The organism is Nostoc sp. KVJ3 (assembly GCF_026127265.1).
Classification (GTDB): domain Bacteria; phylum Cyanobacteriota; class Cyanobacteriia; order Cyanobacteriales; family Nostocaceae; genus Nostoc.
On sequence record NZ_WWFG01000002.1, the window covers coordinates 193,857 to 211,394 of the forward strand.

The following is a 17,538-nucleotide window of genomic DNA, read 5'->3' on the forward strand; positions in this document are numbered from 1 at the left end:
CGTTAAGTTGTCGGGGATCTGGGTATTTCGATAAAAGTTGCAAATTATATAGAATAATTTCAATGATGAAAAATATGTATATCTTAAAGTAAAATCTATTCAAAAAAATGCTTGCAAACTTAAAAAGTTTATTTAGACAGCCAGTTATTTTTTCAAGTGCGATCGCTACAATTTTACTAGTGGGCATTCAAAAACTTGGGGTTTTCGAGCCTCTAGAGATGAAAGTCTACGACCAGATGATGCAATTACGTGGCGACCCAGGCCCAGACTCTCGTCTATTGATTGTTGCTTTAACTGAAAAAGATATCCAAAAGTGGAATTGGCCCCTATCTAGTGAACTTCTAAACCGGCTATTGGGCAAACTTGAAGAATATCAACCACGAGCCATTGGTCTAGATATTTTCCGTGACTTACCTGTACAACCTGGTCATGAAAAGCTACTGCAACACCTACAACAGAGCGATATCATCATTCCCATCTGTAAACATTCTGGTTCTAACAATCCGGGAATAGCAGCGCCAAAAGGGGTTGAAGCAGAGCGAGTCGGATTTAATGATGTAGTAGAAGACACTGACGCGACAATTCGTCGCAACCTATTATTGGTAAGTGCAGAAGAGTCCGATTCCTGTCAAAGTACTTATTCTTTTAGCTTACAATTGGCACTCAAATATTTAGAAGTTGGCGGCATCCAACTTCAATTTACTCCAAAAAAGGAACTACAACTACGAAATACTATATTTAAACCTCTGCAAAGCAACGCTGGCGGTTATCAAAAAGCTGATACAAATGGCTACCAAATTCTGCTTAACTACCGTTCTGGTCATCAAGTTGCCCAACAGGTAACTATTACAGAAGTACTTGAAAATCAAGTGAAACCAGATTTGGTCAAAGACCGCATCGTTTTAATTGGCTCAACAGCCAATAGTTTAAATGATATTTTTAATACGCCTTTTGCTACTGGCAAATCAGATAATTCTGGCAAAATGGCAGGAATTGAAATTCATGCTCACAGTATTAGTCAAATTCTCAGTGCTGTTCTTAACAAACAGCCTTTATTTTGGTTTCTACCTGAGTGGGGTAAAGTCCTTTGGATATGGGGATGGACTGTAGTCGGTGGGTTGCTGGTATCGCGGATTCAACACCCATTAGGCTTAGGACTAGCAGGAGCAACAGCCCTTGCAGTGTTATTTGGAGGCAATTTTGTCATTTTTACCCAAGCTGGATGGTTCCCGGTAGTTCCTCCCGCCTTGGGGTTAGTATTTACCTCTGGGAGTGTTCTTGCCTATAGTTCTTATAAAACGAAACAAGAGCAACAAGAAATTACCCAACGGGTTCAAGAACACCAACAATTAATTGTGGAATTGCAAGGTCTTTTACGGCAGCGTGGTGATGCCTTAAATGAAGCACCAACTGTAATTGCTGATTCCATCGGGCAAGAAATTTCACTAGGAACTCTACTAAACAACCGCTACAAAATTACTGAAGCCTTGGGTTCTGGAGGATTTAGTAATACTTATTTAGCTGATGATATCCAGCGTCCTGGTAATCCGCAGTGTGTGGTTAAACAGTTACGACCCCCTCGCCAAGATGCAGAATATTTAAATGTCGTCAGACGATTATTTGATGCGGAAGCACAAATTTTAGAAATTTTGGGTAAGCATCCACAAATTCCTCAACTGCTAGCTTTTTTTGAAGAAAATCGGCAGTTTTCTCTAGTACAAGAATTTGTGCGAGGGCATGCAATGGACAAAGAGCTAACCTCTCTTAAGCGACTAAAACAAGTTGAAGTTGTAGAGATGCTCAAAGAAGTTTTAAACGTGCTGATTTTTGTTCATAGCTATGGCGTAATTCATCGAGATATCAAACCTAGTAATTTGATTAGGCGAGAATCAGATCGGCATATTGTTTTAATTGACTTTGGCGCTGTTAAGCAAATCCAACCTCAGCAGCAGGAAGCTCAGACAATTTCAATTGGTACTCCTGGTTATGCACCTTCTGAGCAAATGAGCGGGTTGCCAAAACTCAACAGCGATATTTATGCGTTGGGAATTATGGGAATTCAAGGTTTAACTGGGGTAGATCCTAGAGAATTTCGCAGAGATATAAATACTGGTGAAATAATTATTCAAGGTGAAGCTCAGGGTAATCAACAGATTTGGCAACATTGGCGCGAACTAACTGATGCTACAAACGAGTTAGTTTCTATTTTAAATAGAATGGTACACTTCGACTTCACTCAAAGATATCAGTCAGCAACAGAGGTGCTAAAAGCTCTCGAAAGTCTTTAGTAAGTAAGTGCCATTCGTGCCATTCCAATACTGTTCGGTTAAGGCAAGAGACGCGATAAATCGCCGTCTTTACAATAATTAATCCTTCGTAGAGACGGCGATTTATCGCGTCTTTGGGATCCATACAGCACTTGCTGCTGCTATGAGGTACAGATACTTATATTTTTTTAAAAATCAAATATGATTCCTATAGTAAATAACTTAAAGTTATATATCTAGTAAGTTAGCACAAATAAAGCGAACTAATTAAGGTGAGTCATTTATTATTGGCAAGTAGTCAAAAATGCTTAATGCAGAAGCGTTAGCGGCTTTCCGTAAGTAAGAAAAAATGACAATCAATATAGTGATGTTTGTTTATACCCACTCATCTAACTCTCATCAAAAAATTTAAGTATCTTTTTTTACCAATTAAGCAATACTTCGTTAACCGCTAAGTAACTGTTGAATAACTGTTTTAAAACATGAAACAATGAGGAGATAGGTAAGACAGTAAAGACAAAAGCACATGGATGATTAGCGATATGAAGCAATCTAAGAGTACGCGAAAGCGGGGGCTTATCCTAACGATCGCTGGGTTGAAGCGTTTACAAGCGGCGATTTTGGCGATGGAGAAGGCTCAAAACAATGGCAATCACTTCACTCTAGAAGATTTAGGCGATCGCATGAATGTTTCTACCAAAACTCTGAACCGATTATGGTCGTTGAATACAGGCGTGGATCAAAAAACCCTGAAATTGTGCTTTACCGCCTTTAACCTAGAACTACACAGGGAAGACTATGCAATACTGAGTGAACCGAACAATACTAGAATCTCTCAAACTCTCCCCTTGAGTTTAGATACAAGAGAAAGAAAAGTATTTCCGTCTTTATACTTGGATTCTTTTTTTACTCAACACCCCAACCAACTCGAAAACCTTTGGTCATACCCAGATGGCCCCGTAGCTTTAGATTCTCCCTTCTATGTTGAACGTCCCCCCATTGAGGAACTAGTTTATCGAGAACTTATTCAACCAGGCTGTGCGATCCGAATTCGAGCGCCTAGAGAGATGGGAAAAACTTCTCTGGTGCTGCGATTATTAGCATTTGCCGAGATGCAAGGTTATCGTCCGGTGAACGTGAATTGCAAGCAAATCGATACAAGCTGTCTGACAGACTTAAACAAGCTTTTGCGTTCTTTTTGCTGGCAAATTGCAATAGAATTAGGCATTGATCCCAATCTAGATGACAAATGGGATGAGGAAGTAGGCTGTAAGTTGAGTTGCAGTTTATACCTACAATCCTATTTACTCAAGCAGAGTCAAAGTCCAGTGGTTTTAGTTTTAAATGAGATTGACCACTTTTTTGAATATCCTGAAATTGCTCAGGAGTTCTTTGGTTTGTTGCGCTCTTGGTATGAGGAAGCACGGCAAGATATAAACTTACAAAAGCTTAGACTAGTAATAGTTTACTCTACAGAAGTGTACGTCTCGCTGGATATCAATCGTTCCCCGTTTAATATCGGACTACCGATCCGTCTGCCAGAATTTACTAAGCACCAAGTAGAATACTTAGCCCAACGGCATGGGTTAGACTGGACTTCTAATAAAGAGGTTACGCAACTAATGTCTCTCGTGGGGGGACATCCAGCACTAATTAGGATTGCTCTGTATTATCTCTGCTGTCAAAGAACCACCTTAGAAGAACTGATACAGGAGGCGATCGCTAACGGCGGTATCTATCGTTATCATTTATGGCGACACTGGGCAATTCTGCAAGAAAATTCCAGTTTGGTAAAGGCATATATTGAAGTTGTGGCTGCAAAGCAAAGCATTTCTCTAAATCCAATTGATGCTCATAAGCTCGAAAGCTTGGGGTTGATCGCTTATGAAGGCGATCGCATCGTACCGCGTTGCGAACTCTACCGTGCTTACTTTAAAAAACAACTAGATGTTGCTGAATTTGAATATAAATCACTGCAAAAACGTGCTTGAAAAAACTATCAGGTGCTTTTTTTCTCACGCCTCTATGCGCGCAAAAATTCAGGGCAGAGGTTTCCTTTGCTCAGAATTCTTAGATTTTAGATTTTACGTTGACCCCATCTGTAAAATCAGGGGTAAGTCAAGTAGCTCTCTACAAGACGCTATGCGTGAAACGAAGCTCTGCCGTTGGCGCATCATCTCGTAGAGAAGGCTTTACACTCCAATTAAAAATTATTAATTAAAAGTGCAATCAGTGGGGATCTGAATCCCCTACTGATTGCGCAGCATCTCGTAGAGAGCATCTTGATTCTAATTACTGATATCATGTCCGCCAAATTACCCATAACCCCACCCCCAACCCCTCCCCGCTTGCGGGGAGGGGAGACAAAGCATAGCTTTGGCGGGGGTGGGGTTCTTCAGGTTTAATAAGCAATCAAGCGGACATGATATGACTTCTGAATTCTTCTTCAATCTTTAATCCAAAATCTAAAATCTAAAATTCAATTACTCCTAACGACTGCTATATTTTAGGAATCTCTATTTGGGTATTTGCCATGAAAAATAATTAACTATCTGACCAATAAAGTTGATAATCCTCGATAGAAAATGTTCCATTATTGGAAGACATTTTGAAAAAGAAGTAATAATCTCCTGGCTCCCAAATACTAAATTCTCTCTCTTGTTCTTGAACAATAGCCGTCGAGCCACCATTAGGAATGGTCATGCTAGCAGTTTGTGTTCCGTTCTGCGCTCTTATCAAAAAAACTTCCAGCAGTGAAAAACCCTGTAGTTCAGCAGAATAACGAATTTTGAAGCGGATTTTTCCACCATCCCGTAGGGTCTTTTGAACAGAAAAATTTTCAGTTTTAATTGGATTACCAGACAGTTGAATGCCCCGATCTTGCGTTAAGATATGGATCTGCTTCTGATCTACTGAACTCATTATTTTTCTTCCTTAACAATAATAGAAAATGTTTTTGGATAAGAATTCATCATTGAAGAATCAAAAGTCAGAATTTAGAAATAGTCTATAGCGGTTCCCATTCAAATGTGTTACAACATCATCTCGTAAGGTGTAGGGGCAATTCATAAATTGCCCCTACACTTACATAAATGAGAACCACTATAGTATGATTGATATATTAATTAATCAAATTTTCTCCTGATTATCTCATTTTTCTGAATTCTGATTCTGAATTCTTACGTTTTTTACTGTCACGTTTGTATTTTCCCGTCATCGCCAAGAAAATGCAATGACAGATAAGACAGTTAAGAAAATAGCTAAAAAATTGATTGCAACAAAAATAATATATGCTTAACGTCAACTAGATAATTAAAAAGCTTTTAGGACTTGCGTAAAACTAGATATTGTAAGGGAAATGCTCTCTGGAAAGTCGCTTCTCTACGAGACGCTTTGTATAGCTTTCTTCTCTATAGGAGTGTGTGTCTACATGAATTGCGCCCTACCCGAAAATTATAGTTTTGGCTATTGTTTATAGGACTTATGCACTTTACAAATAACTTATGATGTGCATTAACGTAAACACTCTGTTTCAGGTTCTTCATTGATGGTAAATAGACCCGTATCGTAGGGGCAATTCATGAATTGACCCTACGATGGATCTGGTTTTTCCAATCATCTATACTTGGTCTTTCCTGTCAATGCGTAAGTCCTAGTTTAGTTGATTGGTTGAAATAAGAATCCCACCTATTCAAGGGGTGGGAGCGTCAATAGGTTGCTACTTGATTGTTAATCAATATTGTTCGGTTAAGGCAAGAGACGCGATACGCCGTCTTTACAATAATCAGTCCTTCGTAGAGACGGCAATTTATGGCGGATTTGGGATCTATTATTTTCATTAAATAACCTTAGAGGTTGAATGAACAAGTATTTTGCTTTGACTAAAGTCACTTTGATCCCCCCTAACCCCCTTAAAAAGGGGGGGAATCGGAATCAAAGTCCCCCAATTTATCGGGGGATTTAGGAGGATCTAGAACTTTTGATACCAATGAGAGGACTTTTCAAACAGCCTCTTAACCGAACTGTATTAGATTGTTAATTCTCTATAAAATTTCCGAGAGAACGTAACATTTTTGCTAAATCATTGCCCAACTTTTCAATAGATTCTTTCTGTTTAGGATCTTTTAAAGTGCCATCGGCGTTAAAGGCTTCGTAAGCTTTGGGTACGGCTATCTGATCGGGAAGTACCAAAACTTTGATGTTTCCTAAAATAGATCGCAGGTGAACCAACCCGCGCAAACCACCAAGAGCGCCTGGGGAAGCGCTCATAATGCTAGCAACTTTACCTGCAAAAGCAGCTAATGGTGCTTCATTTGGGGCTGGACGGGATGCCCAGTCAATGGCATTTTTCAAAACTGCTGTGAGTGAACTGTTATATTCTGGCGAAGCAATTAGTAATCCTTGATGAGAAATTAGGAAATCCTTAAATGTGCGGGCGTTGGCGGGTAGTCCTTCTTGAGCTTCCAAATCTTCATCAAACAGAGGTAGGGGCAAATCACGGAGGTCTATATAAGTTACTTCTGCTCCTGCTGCTTTAGCGCCATCTGCCGCGATTTTTACCAATTTTTTGTTGTAAGAATCAATCCGGGTGCTGCCAGCAAAGGCGAGGATTTTAGGTGTAGATGCCATAGTTGTAGGTTGAATGGGAAGGATTTGACAGTTCAGCTGCATTATCCTGTTTTCAGGCGATCGCTATTTGCTACCTTTAGATTTTCTTTATAAATTTTCTCTAAGTTACATAATTACACTAATTGTAGTGAAGACTGAAAACCCTGCCTTTGGAGTCGAAATATGAATAGATATGAGCGATGCTTTTCTCTCTATGAGACGCAGCTTGCGTTCGCTTGAGTGACAAAATGAGGGATTTCGATTCAGCCACGTCGCACCCATCTACCCTTTTGGATAAAAACTTCTCACCATTTTAGTCAAATTTATTACATAACTGCTTTCAAATCAGGCAGAGGGCACGAGGCACAAGATTGACATATTAGCTACATAACATTGACGTAAATATAATTAAACCTTTTGTGAAACCAGGAAGTCTAAATAATGTAGATAACTTTGGAATTCACCATTCACAAATATGAGTAAGCATAAAGTTCGTTCGATTGGTATCTTCACAGGAATAGTAGCGGTTGTTCTAGGTAATAGTCTCTTGATGATTTCGGGATCTGCCTATGCCGACTTACCAGGAAAGCATCCTTATTACCTGCACGCGCTCACTGATTTACGTACTGCACGGTGGTTGCTGGAACATCGCCCAAGCGATGCTGCCGTTAGTGGACAAGAAGATGTTGCTATTAGGCAGATAGATTACACTATTAACGACATTAAGAAGGCATCTATTGATGATGGCAAAGACATCCACGAGCATCCAAATGTCGATGTCCCCAATAATCATCCTGGACGGTTACACAAGGCAGAAGAAATATTGCAGAAAGTGCATTCCGATGTAAAGCGTGAGGAAGACGATCCAACAGCCCGAGGCTTGCAACATCGTTCTCTTCTACATATCGATGTTGCACTCAAAGCGACTAAGCGTGCTATTTACGATGTTCAACATCATAAATAGAGACTGCATGGCGAGGACTATGCCAATATTTCATGTATAGGAATCCGGTTTGATTTCTGAACAGATACTTAGGGGAGCCAGTCGTGTGGGCGGGAAACCCGCCTACAGCGCTGGATTCACCGCAACGCACTGGCTTCCCTACAATACCTAATTTTGTTCAAAAACCAAATAGGAGTCCTATATTAACAATTCGTAATTCGTAATTATGTTCTTCCTTAGTCTGTGGAGGCGGACTTCATTTGTGTAGTCGAATCCCTTTGTCCTAGTTCTTTAGTCGCCTCCAGCAACTTAACGCTGGCATAAATAGCATCAATATAAGGTGTAGGAATTTGAGTCAGTTTTCCCAATTCTGCCACCGCGCCAACAATAGCATCTATCTCCGTTGTGCGTCCGGCTTCAATATCTTGTAGCATCGAGGTTTTGTGAGCGCCAACATTTTCTGCTCCATTAATTCGCTGTTCTAAAGTGATGCCAAAATTTATACCCAATTTTTCTGCGATCGCTTGAGTTTCAGTCATCATTTGTCGCGCTAGTTCACGGGTGAGGGGATAGCGGCAAATATCTTCTAAAGTAGCACCAGTTAAGGCACTGATGGGATTAAATGCCACATTCCCCCACAACTTGATCCAAATTTCCGTGCGAATTTGATTGCGAATTGGTGCTTTGAATCCTGCCTGTTTTAAAGTTTGTGATAATAATTGGATGCGATCGCTTTTAGTGCCGTCGATTTCACCCACAGTAAAGCGATCGCCTTCAATATGCTTAATTACACCTGGTTCAATTATCTCAGTTGCTGGGTAAACAACACAACCGATGGCGCGTTCAGCACCGATACTAGCTTCAATAATTCCATTTGGGTCAACAGATTGAATCCGCGTACTTGCATACTCACTGCTCTGCTGACGAAAGTACCACCAAGGAACACCATTTTGGGCTGTTACTACCATTGTGTCAGGATGGTAGAGTGTCGGGAGAAAGGGTGCGATCGCAGCCACACTATGAGCCTTAACAGTTAAAATTACTACATCTTGTGGCCCCACTTCCTGAATATTGCTAGTTGCCAGAGACGGAGTAGCAATTTGGCTTGAACCGTCTGCCATGACTAACTTCAGCCCATTTTTTTGAATCGCTGACAAATGAGAACCACGAGCGATCAGCGTCACTGCTTCCCCAGACAATGCCAGTTTTGCCCCTAAGTATCCACCAATCGCACCCGCGCCAACAATACAGATTTTCATGTTGTTTAATAGTGATTTACCCTCAAACAGCTAGGCTTTGCATCGCTTTCAGTAAATCTTGATGAACAGATTTGGAGTCAGCGACGATTAATCCAGGCAAGCTATAGTTTTTACAAGTATGCAGTGGTGGTAAAGGCGAACCGTCCACAGTAGTTACAATCCAGCCAGCCTCTTTTGCAATAAAAGCTAGTGCAGCACTATCAATAAATTTACCCGATTTGATGACTGCTCCACTCAAGTCGCCACTGAGAATACCATTAAGATTGGGAATTTGAATATCACTAGAGTAATCAGTTGCTATATCAATTACTTTATATCGATCCTTTAGTAAAGGTGCGATCGCATTCATCCCCCATCCCAACAAAATACAAGGTTTGGCAGATATTATCTGCAATGGGGCACAGGCTTCTAAACTCATCTCCAGCGTCCCTTTAAAAGCACCTTCGCCTCTAAGGGCGTAAAAATAAACATTTTGGGCTGGAGAGATGGCAATTACTGCTTCAAAGTCATCGGAATTTAGAATACTGAGAATAATTTGGTAATTAGAATGTCCATCCATGTAAAACTTCGTGCCATCGATCGGGTCAAGTGTAACTAAATAATCACCTTCTGAACCGAGTTCGGTAGCACGAAAATACTTAGTATTATTAGAACTTTCATACTCTTCCCCAAAAAAGCGAATCTCTGGAAAAGTACCCAGTAATACTACTTCTACAAGATTTTGAATAGCTACATCCGCATCAGTAAGTGCGGCAGTAAAAAAGTTTTTTCCTTGTTCTTTGGCGGGAAGTGCAGCGATTTTTGGTTGAAGAAAATTGGCATAGGCTGCTGCTATTTTGAGATGGGGGAGTAAAATCTCCAAAATTAGTCGAGTTGTTGGCGTTGTAGACATGACAAAACTCCTTTTAGAAATAATCTACCGATCTACTACTTAGAATTTTATATCTAGACAAAATTACGGTATCATCTAGGTTTAATGATACTACCGTTGCTATATTACTCTAATCTCTGTGTCTCAAAGACTGGATGAGTTAACTCATAATTAATTTCACCAGATATCTAATTTTTATCAGAGGGTATGCACCTCATCTCCCTTCCGAAAAAAGTTGGTAGGACTAGCCCTTTCAAGGTGACTCGAAAAATTTCTTTTTTCTCTCCGCGTTCTCTGCGCCTCTGCGGTTCAAAAGTAATTTATTTAACCACAGAGGCAATAGAGTTGCCAGTACGCCCTTGCGGTTAAGAAACTTGTAGCAACTGGTGCGACACAGAGATATAGCGTTTCCTAATCACATAGCAATCCCAAGCCTTTGGGATTGCTTCACTTCGTACCCTGAACGCAATGACATAAATATTTTTGCATACGCACTTATAGGATAAATTACCGAAAGATAGAACATAAGCATGAAACTTTCTCACTTAAGTAAGTAAATTTTTTAAACATATTGTTAATAATCCAAAACGAGCTTTTCATTTAGTTTACGATCTAGTCTTTATACAATATAAATAATTAAATGAATATATTTTGATCTAGTGGGTTCCATCCAAAATAGTCTGGTGAACTCATTGTTCATGTATTTTGCCAAAAACTAACCCTCACAGATGCTCTGAAATCTTGAGTAAATCACTACCCTAAATCGGCTTAATTATAACTCCTATGGCTACGTTACTGAAATCTGCATCGCAAACCAATATTCTCCTCGTAGATGACAACCCTGATAATTTACGTCTGTTATCCAAAATGTTAGAGTTACAAGGTTATATCGTTCGCAAATCTCTCAATGGCAGAATGGCATTACAAGCTGCCCAACGAGAGCCACCGGATTTAATTTTGCTTGACATTAATATGCCAGAAATGAACGGCTATGAAGTTTGTCAGCAGTTAAAACTTGTAGAGACAACACATAATATTCCGATTATTTTTATCAGTGCGATAGATCATCTCAAGGATAAAGTAAAAGCCTTTGATTTGGGAGCGCAAGACTACATTACCAAGCCATTTCAAGAATTAGAAGTACTAGCAAGAATTAAAAATCAATTACTCATTCAACAACAACAGCAACTTCTAATTCAGCAAAATCAAAAATTGGAGGAGGCAAAGGCAATAGCAGAAATAGCTACTCAAGCAAAGAGTGAGTTTTTAGCCAATATAAGTCATGAAATCCGTACACCAATGAATGCAGTTATTGGCATGACAGAACTATTGCTTGAGACAAACATGGATACATATCAGCAAGACGCTGTTGAAACAATCCGCTCTAGTGGTGAAATTTTATTATCTTTAATTAATAATATTTTGGATTTTTCTAAGATTGGCTCAGGCAAAATGGAACTAGAAGCAAAACCATTTGATTTAGTAACTTGCCTGAAAGAATCAATAGCCTTATTAGCTAACAATGCCGCGACTAAAAACTTAAAAATTAGCTTTAATTTAGCAGCAAATGTACCCACACAAGTTATAGCAGATATTACTCGTTTGCGTCAGATTCTAGTTAATTTACTGGGTAATGCCATTAAATTTACTCCAAACGGTAGTATCACAATTGCAGTCACAGCCAATATAGTAGGTGAATCTAGCAAAATTACAGCATTAGATGCTGGGGCTACTTATCAGCTACAGTTTGCTGTTAAGGATACAGGGATTGGTGTGCCAGCAGATAAACTAGATCGATTGTTTCAGTCTTTTAGTCAAGTTGATTCCTCGACTACTCGCTGCTATGGAGGTACAGGTTTAGGATTAGCTATCAGTCGCCAACTGTGCGAATTGATGGGCGGAAATATGTGGGTAGAGAGTCAGGTAGGAGAGGGATCTACTTTTTATTTTACTATCGTTGCCCCGGCGAGTTCCCCTTTAGTAACGACAAATAATAATCTTCAGTCACATACTAACGAAACAAGTACTCAGGCATCTGATGTGATGTTACTCAGTTCTGCGATGCCTACGGCGGTAAACTACGCACAACAGTTCCCCTTAAGAATTTTGGTGGCCGAAGATCATCCAGTTAATCAAAAACTAGCTCTATTAATGCTCAAACGATTGGGATATCAAGCCGATGTTGTTAGTAATGGAGTGGAAGTTTTAGAAATTATCCAGCACTTAACTTATGATGTAATATTCATGGATGTCCAAATGCCTGAAATGGATGGACTCAAGACAACTCGGTTGATCCGCCAAAATTATCCAGTTGGTTCTCGTCCGCGAATTATTGCCGTGACAGCCCGTGTCCTTGAACACGAGCGCCAGGAATGTCTAGCGGCTGGGATGGATGATTATATTACTAAACCCATCCGTCTTGACGTGCTGACTCAAGCCTTAAGTCGATGTGTGTCGATAGGATCTACTAATGATTTTACCTTGCCCAGTACAAGCAATCAGCCCCTAGTTAAGGCCTCTGATGTCGCAGTAGCAGATTTGCCAGCTATTAATACTCAAGTTATTGAACAGATCCGCAAGATTGCCGAACCAGAGGAGACATTTTTAATAGAAATTATTGATTGTTATCTAGAAGATTCTCCCCAAATCTTGGAACAAATTCGGGTTGCTCTGACTCAGGGTGATGCCACAACTATACACTTCCTAGCTCATAGCTGGAAATCCAGCAGTGCATATTTGGGAGCAACGACGTTAGTGCTTCTTTGTGGAGAAATAGAAGCGATCGCTTTTTCCGAAATCAGCCATGTTTCAGAGCGGCTACACGATTTAGAGGCTGAATTTGAAAGAGTCAAAGCAGCTTTATCCCTAGAACGTCAAAAAAGATAGCCAAGGTAGTTCAGTCATAGTCTTTATTCCCCAGTTTCGGTGAGAGTTGCGATCTGCGCTTCGCAGCAGCACTTCGCTATCGCTTCCAGGTGGAAGTTATCTACGAGATATTTCAGAGTATTGGCGAGAAATCGCTCCTGGTTAGGGATTTGAGCGATGAGATTGTAGAGTTTAATATCGTTAAGATCCAAAGCTGCTTGATGCACCTGAATAATCCACTCTGCTGACATTACCTGCAAATCTTTGGCGGTTAGAGATTTCTGGAGTAATGTTTGCTGGTCTAACCTTGGTAAAGCTGCTTCCCGGTAGCGATAGCGGACTCCCAAGTATTGCGCTATCTTATCAAATAAGAAAGTTTCTAGAAATGGTTTGGTGATGTGGTCGTTGCACCCTGCTTGAATACTGGCGGCGTAGTCTTCCTCAAAGGCATAAGCTGTCAAAGCCATAATCACCACTTCTTGACCTGATTCCTTTTCTCGAATTTGCCGAGTAGTTTCGTAGCCATCAATTCCCGGCATTTGAATATCCATTAAAATTAAGTGGGGATGCCATTCTGACCACAGAGCGATCGCTTCATACCCGTTCTCGGCTGCACAGACCTCGAACCCAACTGATTCTAGCAGCATGACGAGCAGATTACGGTTTTCTTTCAGGTCTTCCACCACTAAAATGCGATAAGTAGGCTGTCCCGCTTCTAAACCAATAACAGTGTGAGTCGCTGGGGAGGCAATGATATCTACTGAGTTTACCAAACTGAGTAAAATCTTACAAATGAAGGTTGACTCTTGATTCAGGGTGCTTTGCACTGTAATATCACCACCCATTAAACGGGCAAACTGACGGCTAATCGATAAGCCTAAGCCTGTACCTTGAGCATGGCGACCTCGTTCTGTTTGGATGAAGGCTTCAAACACAGTTTCAATATCCGATTGAGCAATACCACATCCAGTATCTTCAACTTCCAGATGCAGGGTGATGATTGGTTTGGAATCAGGGCTAGGTATTGAATTAAGTGAGTTAACGAAAGCTTGTAATCGAAGGGTAACACTACCTGTTGTCGTAAATTTGATCGCATTGCTTAAGAGATTGAGCAAAATTTGGCGCAGTTTTGATTCGTCACCATATATATAGCGGGGAACGCTGGGATGCTGCTCAGTCAACAGAGCAATTCCTTTCTCTAAAGCTTTGAGAGCAACCATATCTGTAATAGAGTGGATTAGCTGATGCAAATCGAAACTGTTTTCTGTTAGTTGTAACTTACCCGCTTCAATTTTGGACATTTCCAACACATCGTTAATCAGATTTAACAAGTGTTCTCCACTGCGGCTGATGATGCTTAAATGCTCTTGAAATTGAGATGGAATTGTGTCGCTGCGGTTCATCAACTGAGTAAATCCCAAAATGGCATTGAGGGGAGTTCTTAGTTCGTGGCTCATTTTAGCAAGGAACTGACTTTTGGCATGATTAGCGATCGCAGCCTGTTCTGCGGCTTGTTCTAGGGCTGTTTGGGAAAACTCTAGCACTACCAACATCAGTGTATTCCGCATCTCAGTAGCGGCTTCTAGTTCTGCAACTTCCCAAGGTAAAGAAGTCTCTTGAACGGTTTCTTTCCACAATTGAAACGACTTTCGGGGACATAATTTCATCTCTCCAATTTCGTTAATTGATACCGCATCCTGGGGGTTGCCCGCCCAATTCACCATCTGGATTTGCTCTGGTCGAAACCAGAGAATATGGTAAGACTTTTGTGTGGCATGGTTAAATAAGATTGAAATTGCCAGAATGCCACTAGCTTGATCTTTGAATGCCTCCGCTTCTGGATATAAACGTGAGAGAGAATCGGTAGCAAACACTTGTTCCTCTTCGTGTTGCACTAACCATGTCACCAGATCCTGCACCTGCGTATTCGAGGGCGTTTGACCAACTAATATCAGATGACCATCAAGTAAAATTGCGGCTCCTTGAGCATGAACTAGATCCAGCAATTGAGAAGAATTTCGGCTAAAAACTTGCTCAATCAAATTGGCATCCTGCAATAATGTCTGTTGCAGTTCATCCTGAATCGCTCTTACCTGCGTTCGGTAAATATGGAATTCTTTTTCTTGCTGATGCACCAGTTCAATTGAGGCAAACTGTCCTAAAAATTCACAGGCTTTGCGAGTTTCATAATCCACTAGCTTCGGGCTGTTGTGGTGACAAGCAATTAGCCCCCAGAGGCGTTTGTCGTCGAGCAACGAAATTGTCATCGACCCAGCAACTCCCATATTCTGTAAGTATTCAATGTGATAATGAGATACTCCGCGTAACAGAGAATGACTCAAATCAAGGGGTACATCCCTCAAAGGATGGTTGCTGGGAATTAACGAGATAGGGGTGTAATTAACATCGGGAATGAATCGCATCCGGTTGCGGTAAAACAACTGGCGGGCTGGCAGAGGAATATCTATTGCCAAATAGTGCAGTCCCAGATAGCTTTCTAGATGCGTCTGTTTCTCCTCCGCAATCACCACACCACTATCGTCTGCCTGAAAGCGGTAGATCATCACCCGATCAAACCCTGTTATGGCTTTCACTTCTCTGACAAGGTTTTGAGCCAGATCGGTCAAGTTAGTAGCATTACGAAGATTAGCGATCGCACCTTGCAAGCGGTGATAGAATTGGATTGAATGGATGCTTCTCATCGATTGCTGAGGTTCTAGTTCTAGAATCAACCCATCGACCATTCGATGCATCACACCTCGGAATGTCTGATTTTTCCATTGCCAATCTGTCTGGGCAATCTTCCGCCGGGTTTTTAACTTAAACGGATTGCAGGACTCTAGGTTATCTTGAGCCAAATAGCCAGCAAGTCGCTGCACTTGAGCGCTGGAAAACAATCTTTGTAAAGGTTGACCCAGCAATGCTTCTGCCGAAATTCCAAAAAACTCCTCTACATTTTCGCTAATCTGCAAAATTGTGAGGTGTGGCTCTTGCAGCATCAGCAACATTCCATACGGCTGAATATGACCGGGAGCATACACAGATTCATCACTGCACACTTCTAAACCCGTCAGTAACGAAGAGGTGAGTAAGTTGATATTTGGTGAATGCATAGCTGAGGTAAACGGTTTTGGAAACCAAAAAGTTGTGAATCTAAATTGAAAATTGTAGGATTAGCTCAAACTCATACTTGCTGACAAATTAACTTAAATAGGTCGCAAGTTGGGTCAATTCGCTTTGCTCTAATTAAAAATTAAAAATTACAATAGGTGCTTGTACCCAAAATTAATTAATTACAAATTATCATTATTCTTAATTTTTAATTCAAAAAAGGTCAAGAGTTTTCCCAAAAATAAAATGTGGTTCTTTAAGTTTCACCTTTTTTAATTCTTAATTAATCAGTAATTATATCAAAGAATTTAAATAAATTATACTTTTAAATCCAAGTGAATAAGTAGATGTATTGTAAAACGGTTCGGTTAAGGTTATTTGGTGAAAATAATAGATCCCAAATCCGCGATAAATCGCCGTCAGAACGAAGGACTGATTATTGTAAAGACGGCGATTTATCGCGTCTCTTGCCTTAACCGAACAGCATTGAGAGGCATCGCCAATAAATACGAAATTCTGCCAGAATTAGGACTAAAAAGCCAGAGTTATGGCCGGATCAAGAAAACCGATTTCTTATTTTGGGGAAAGTCAAGATGAGAGAAAATTGATTTGGGTAGCATTCCATGCACACCTTTGTGGGGACTGTTCACAACTTGAGTAATGTGAAAATTTACAGCTAAACTACACAATACATAAGCATCTTCTGGTGATAAATTTGCAAAGCGCTCCAGAAAATTAATCATGTTTTTTAAAGCCAGTTCCAAAGCTTCGTCTAAGGTTTGAGCAAAACCCATTGTAATGATATCAGTTGGAGTTTCGGCCATTGGTGTTTTCAGTTGTAAATCCTTGTGAAGTTTGAGGGTGATTCTACCGTTCATAGAAGTTTCAATAGCAGTGACATTTACTTCGCCATCTCCCTGTGCAGAATGGCCATCACCAATAGAAAATAATGCACCAGGTACAAAAATAGGTAAAAATAAACGCGAACCTGCTTGTAATTCGCGGTTGTCGATATTGCCACCGTAACAACCTGGTGGGACAGAAGTTCGAGAGGTTTCTGGAGTAGCGACACCAAGAATTCCAAAAAACGGTTTGAGGGGAATTTTTATGCCAGTACCCACTGAAAATTCAGCGATATTGTTTGCTAAATCTAGAGGAATAAATGTCAAAGCAGGTTGAGGAAACTGATCTGGTAAAGCTCCCCAACCTGTACGAATGGCATTAAAGCCGATAGGTAAACGAGGTGCGATCGCATCTAATTGTACTTCTAAAACATCTCCTGGTTCGGCATCGCACACATAAATTGGCCCTGTTAGCAAATGCGGCCCCCCAGCAATTTTGCGTTCTGGTACAAGATTTTGGCAGATATCGAGAAATTCTGGTGTCACAAACTCAGGTGGTGCTTGCTCGTAAACGTAGTAACCAGTATAAGTTTCTACATCAACCGTGTCACCTGAATTAATAGTGAGTACTGGTTCTAGTAGATGAGAGAAACCACCCAGATGCACAGTTTCCTTGGTAGCTTTTAAAATGTAGTGAGTCATTACCGCTCTTAAGTATATAGGACTATGATTTGATTTTTGAAAAAACTCCCCACTCCCAGCCTAGAGATGT

At 40.5% G+C, this 17,538-nt stretch carries 10 protein-coding genes; 4 read left to right on the forward strand and 6 right to left on the reverse strand.

Annotation, left to right across the window (positions count from 1 at the left end):
* The first annotated feature begins 107 nt into the window (after positions 1–107).
* Positions 108–2,288: a CHASE2 domain-containing serine/threonine-protein kinase gene (locus GTQ43_RS17110; protein ID WP_265273946.1), complete on the forward strand. Its 2,181-nt coding sequence runs from the start codon at positions 108–110 to the stop codon at positions 2,286–2,288.
* A 521-nt stretch (positions 2,289–2,809) separates the two neighbouring features.
* The gene (locus tag GTQ43_RS17115) at positions 2,810–4,258 is read left to right on the forward strand and encodes an AAA-like domain-containing protein (RefSeq protein WP_265273947.1); all 1,449 of its coding nucleotides are present in this window, start codon (positions 2,810–2,812) and stop codon (positions 4,256–4,258) included.
* A gap of 553 nt (positions 4,259–4,811) precedes the next feature.
* Here GTQ43_RS17115 and GTQ43_RS17120 read toward each other — a convergent pair.
* Positions 4,812–5,189, reverse strand: a complete 378-nt coding sequence (locus tag GTQ43_RS17120) for a hypothetical protein (protein WP_265273948.1) — start codon at positions 5,187–5,189, stop codon at positions 4,812–4,814.
* A gap of 1,113 nt (positions 5,190–6,302) precedes the next feature.
* Positions 6,303–6,938, reverse strand: coding sequence for an NADPH-dependent FMN reductase (locus tag GTQ43_RS17125; RefSeq protein WP_265273949.1), 636 nt, complete (start codon positions 6,936–6,938; stop codon positions 6,303–6,305).
* A 412-nt stretch (positions 6,939–7,350) separates the two neighbouring features.
* On the opposite strand from GTQ43_RS17125, the gene GTQ43_RS17130 reads away from it, so the two are divergent.
* Entirely contained in the window at positions 7,351–7,839 is a 489-nt protein-coding gene (locus GTQ43_RS17130; protein WP_265273950.1) for a hypothetical protein, read from the forward strand.
* Between the two features lie 215 nt (positions 7,840–8,054).
* Here GTQ43_RS17130 and GTQ43_RS17135 read toward each other — a convergent pair whose 3' ends face one another.
* Both GTQ43_RS17135 and GTQ43_RS17140 read right to left on the reverse strand, forming a co-directional pair.
* Positions 8,055–9,077, reverse strand: coding sequence for a 2-dehydropantoate 2-reductase (locus GTQ43_RS17135; RefSeq protein ID WP_265273951.1), 1,023 nt, complete (start codon positions 9,075–9,077; stop codon positions 8,055–8,057).
* Positions 9,078–9,099: 22 nt separating this feature from the next.
* Positions 9,100–9,969: an inositol monophosphatase family protein gene (locus GTQ43_RS17140; RefSeq protein ID WP_265273952.1), complete on the reverse strand. Its 870-nt coding sequence runs from the start codon at positions 9,967–9,969 to the stop codon at positions 9,100–9,102.
* A gap of 762 nt (positions 9,970–10,731) precedes the next feature.
* Between GTQ43_RS17140 and GTQ43_RS17145 the strand changes: the two genes are divergently transcribed.
* On the forward strand, positions 10,732–12,834 hold the full coding sequence (locus tag GTQ43_RS17145; protein ID WP_265273953.1) for a response regulator: 2,103 nt from the start codon (positions 10,732–10,734) through the stop codon (positions 12,832–12,834).
* 23 nt (positions 12,835–12,857) lie between these two features.
* Here the strand turns inward: GTQ43_RS17145 and GTQ43_RS17150 are convergent, their stop codons facing one another.
* Positions 12,858–15,926: a response regulator gene (locus tag GTQ43_RS17150; RefSeq protein WP_265273954.1), complete on the reverse strand. Its 3,069-nt coding sequence runs from the start codon at positions 15,924–15,926 to the stop codon at positions 12,858–12,860.
* A gap of 543 nt (positions 15,927–16,469) precedes the next feature.
* Positions 16,470–17,468 (reverse strand): acetamidase/formamidase family protein, encoded by a 999-nt coding sequence (locus tag GTQ43_RS17155; protein WP_265273955.1) that lies wholly within the window; start codon positions 17,466–17,468, stop codon positions 16,470–16,472.
* Between the last annotated feature and the right edge of the window lie 70 nt (positions 17,469–17,538).

Coding starts and splice junctions, on each gene's coding strand:
- GTQ43_RS17110 (WP_265273946.1), top strand. CDS start 108: ATGCTTGCAAACTTAAAAAGTTTATTTAGACAGCCAGTTATTTTTTCA.
- GTQ43_RS17115 (WP_265273947.1), top strand. CDS start 2,810: ATGAAGCAATCTAAGAGTACGCGAAAGCGGGGGCTTATCCTAACGATC.
- GTQ43_RS17120 (WP_265273948.1), bottom strand. CDS start 5,189: ATGAGTTCAGTAGATCAGAAGCAGATCCATATCTTAACGCAAGATCGG.
- GTQ43_RS17125 (WP_265273949.1), bottom strand. CDS start 6,938: ATGCAGCTGAACTGTCAAATCCTTCCCATTCAACCTACAACTATGGCA.
- GTQ43_RS17130 (WP_265273950.1), top strand. CDS start 7,351: ATGAGTAAGCATAAAGTTCGTTCGATTGGTATCTTCACAGGAATAGTA.
- GTQ43_RS17135 (WP_265273951.1), bottom strand. CDS start 9,077: ATGAAAATCTGTATTGTTGGCGCGGGTGCGATTGGTGGATACTTAGGG.
- GTQ43_RS17140 (WP_265273952.1), bottom strand. CDS start 9,969: ATGTCTACAACGCCAACAACTCGACTAATTTTGGAGATTTTACTCCCC.
- GTQ43_RS17145 (WP_265273953.1), top strand. CDS start 10,732: ATGGCTACGTTACTGAAATCTGCATCGCAAACCAATATTCTCCTCGTA.
- GTQ43_RS17150 (WP_265273954.1), bottom strand. CDS start 15,926: ATGCATTCACCAAATATCAACTTACTCACCTCTTCGTTACTGACGGGT.
- GTQ43_RS17155 (WP_265273955.1), bottom strand. CDS start 17,468: ATGACTCACTACATTTTAAAAGCTACCAAGGAAACTGTGCATCTGGGT.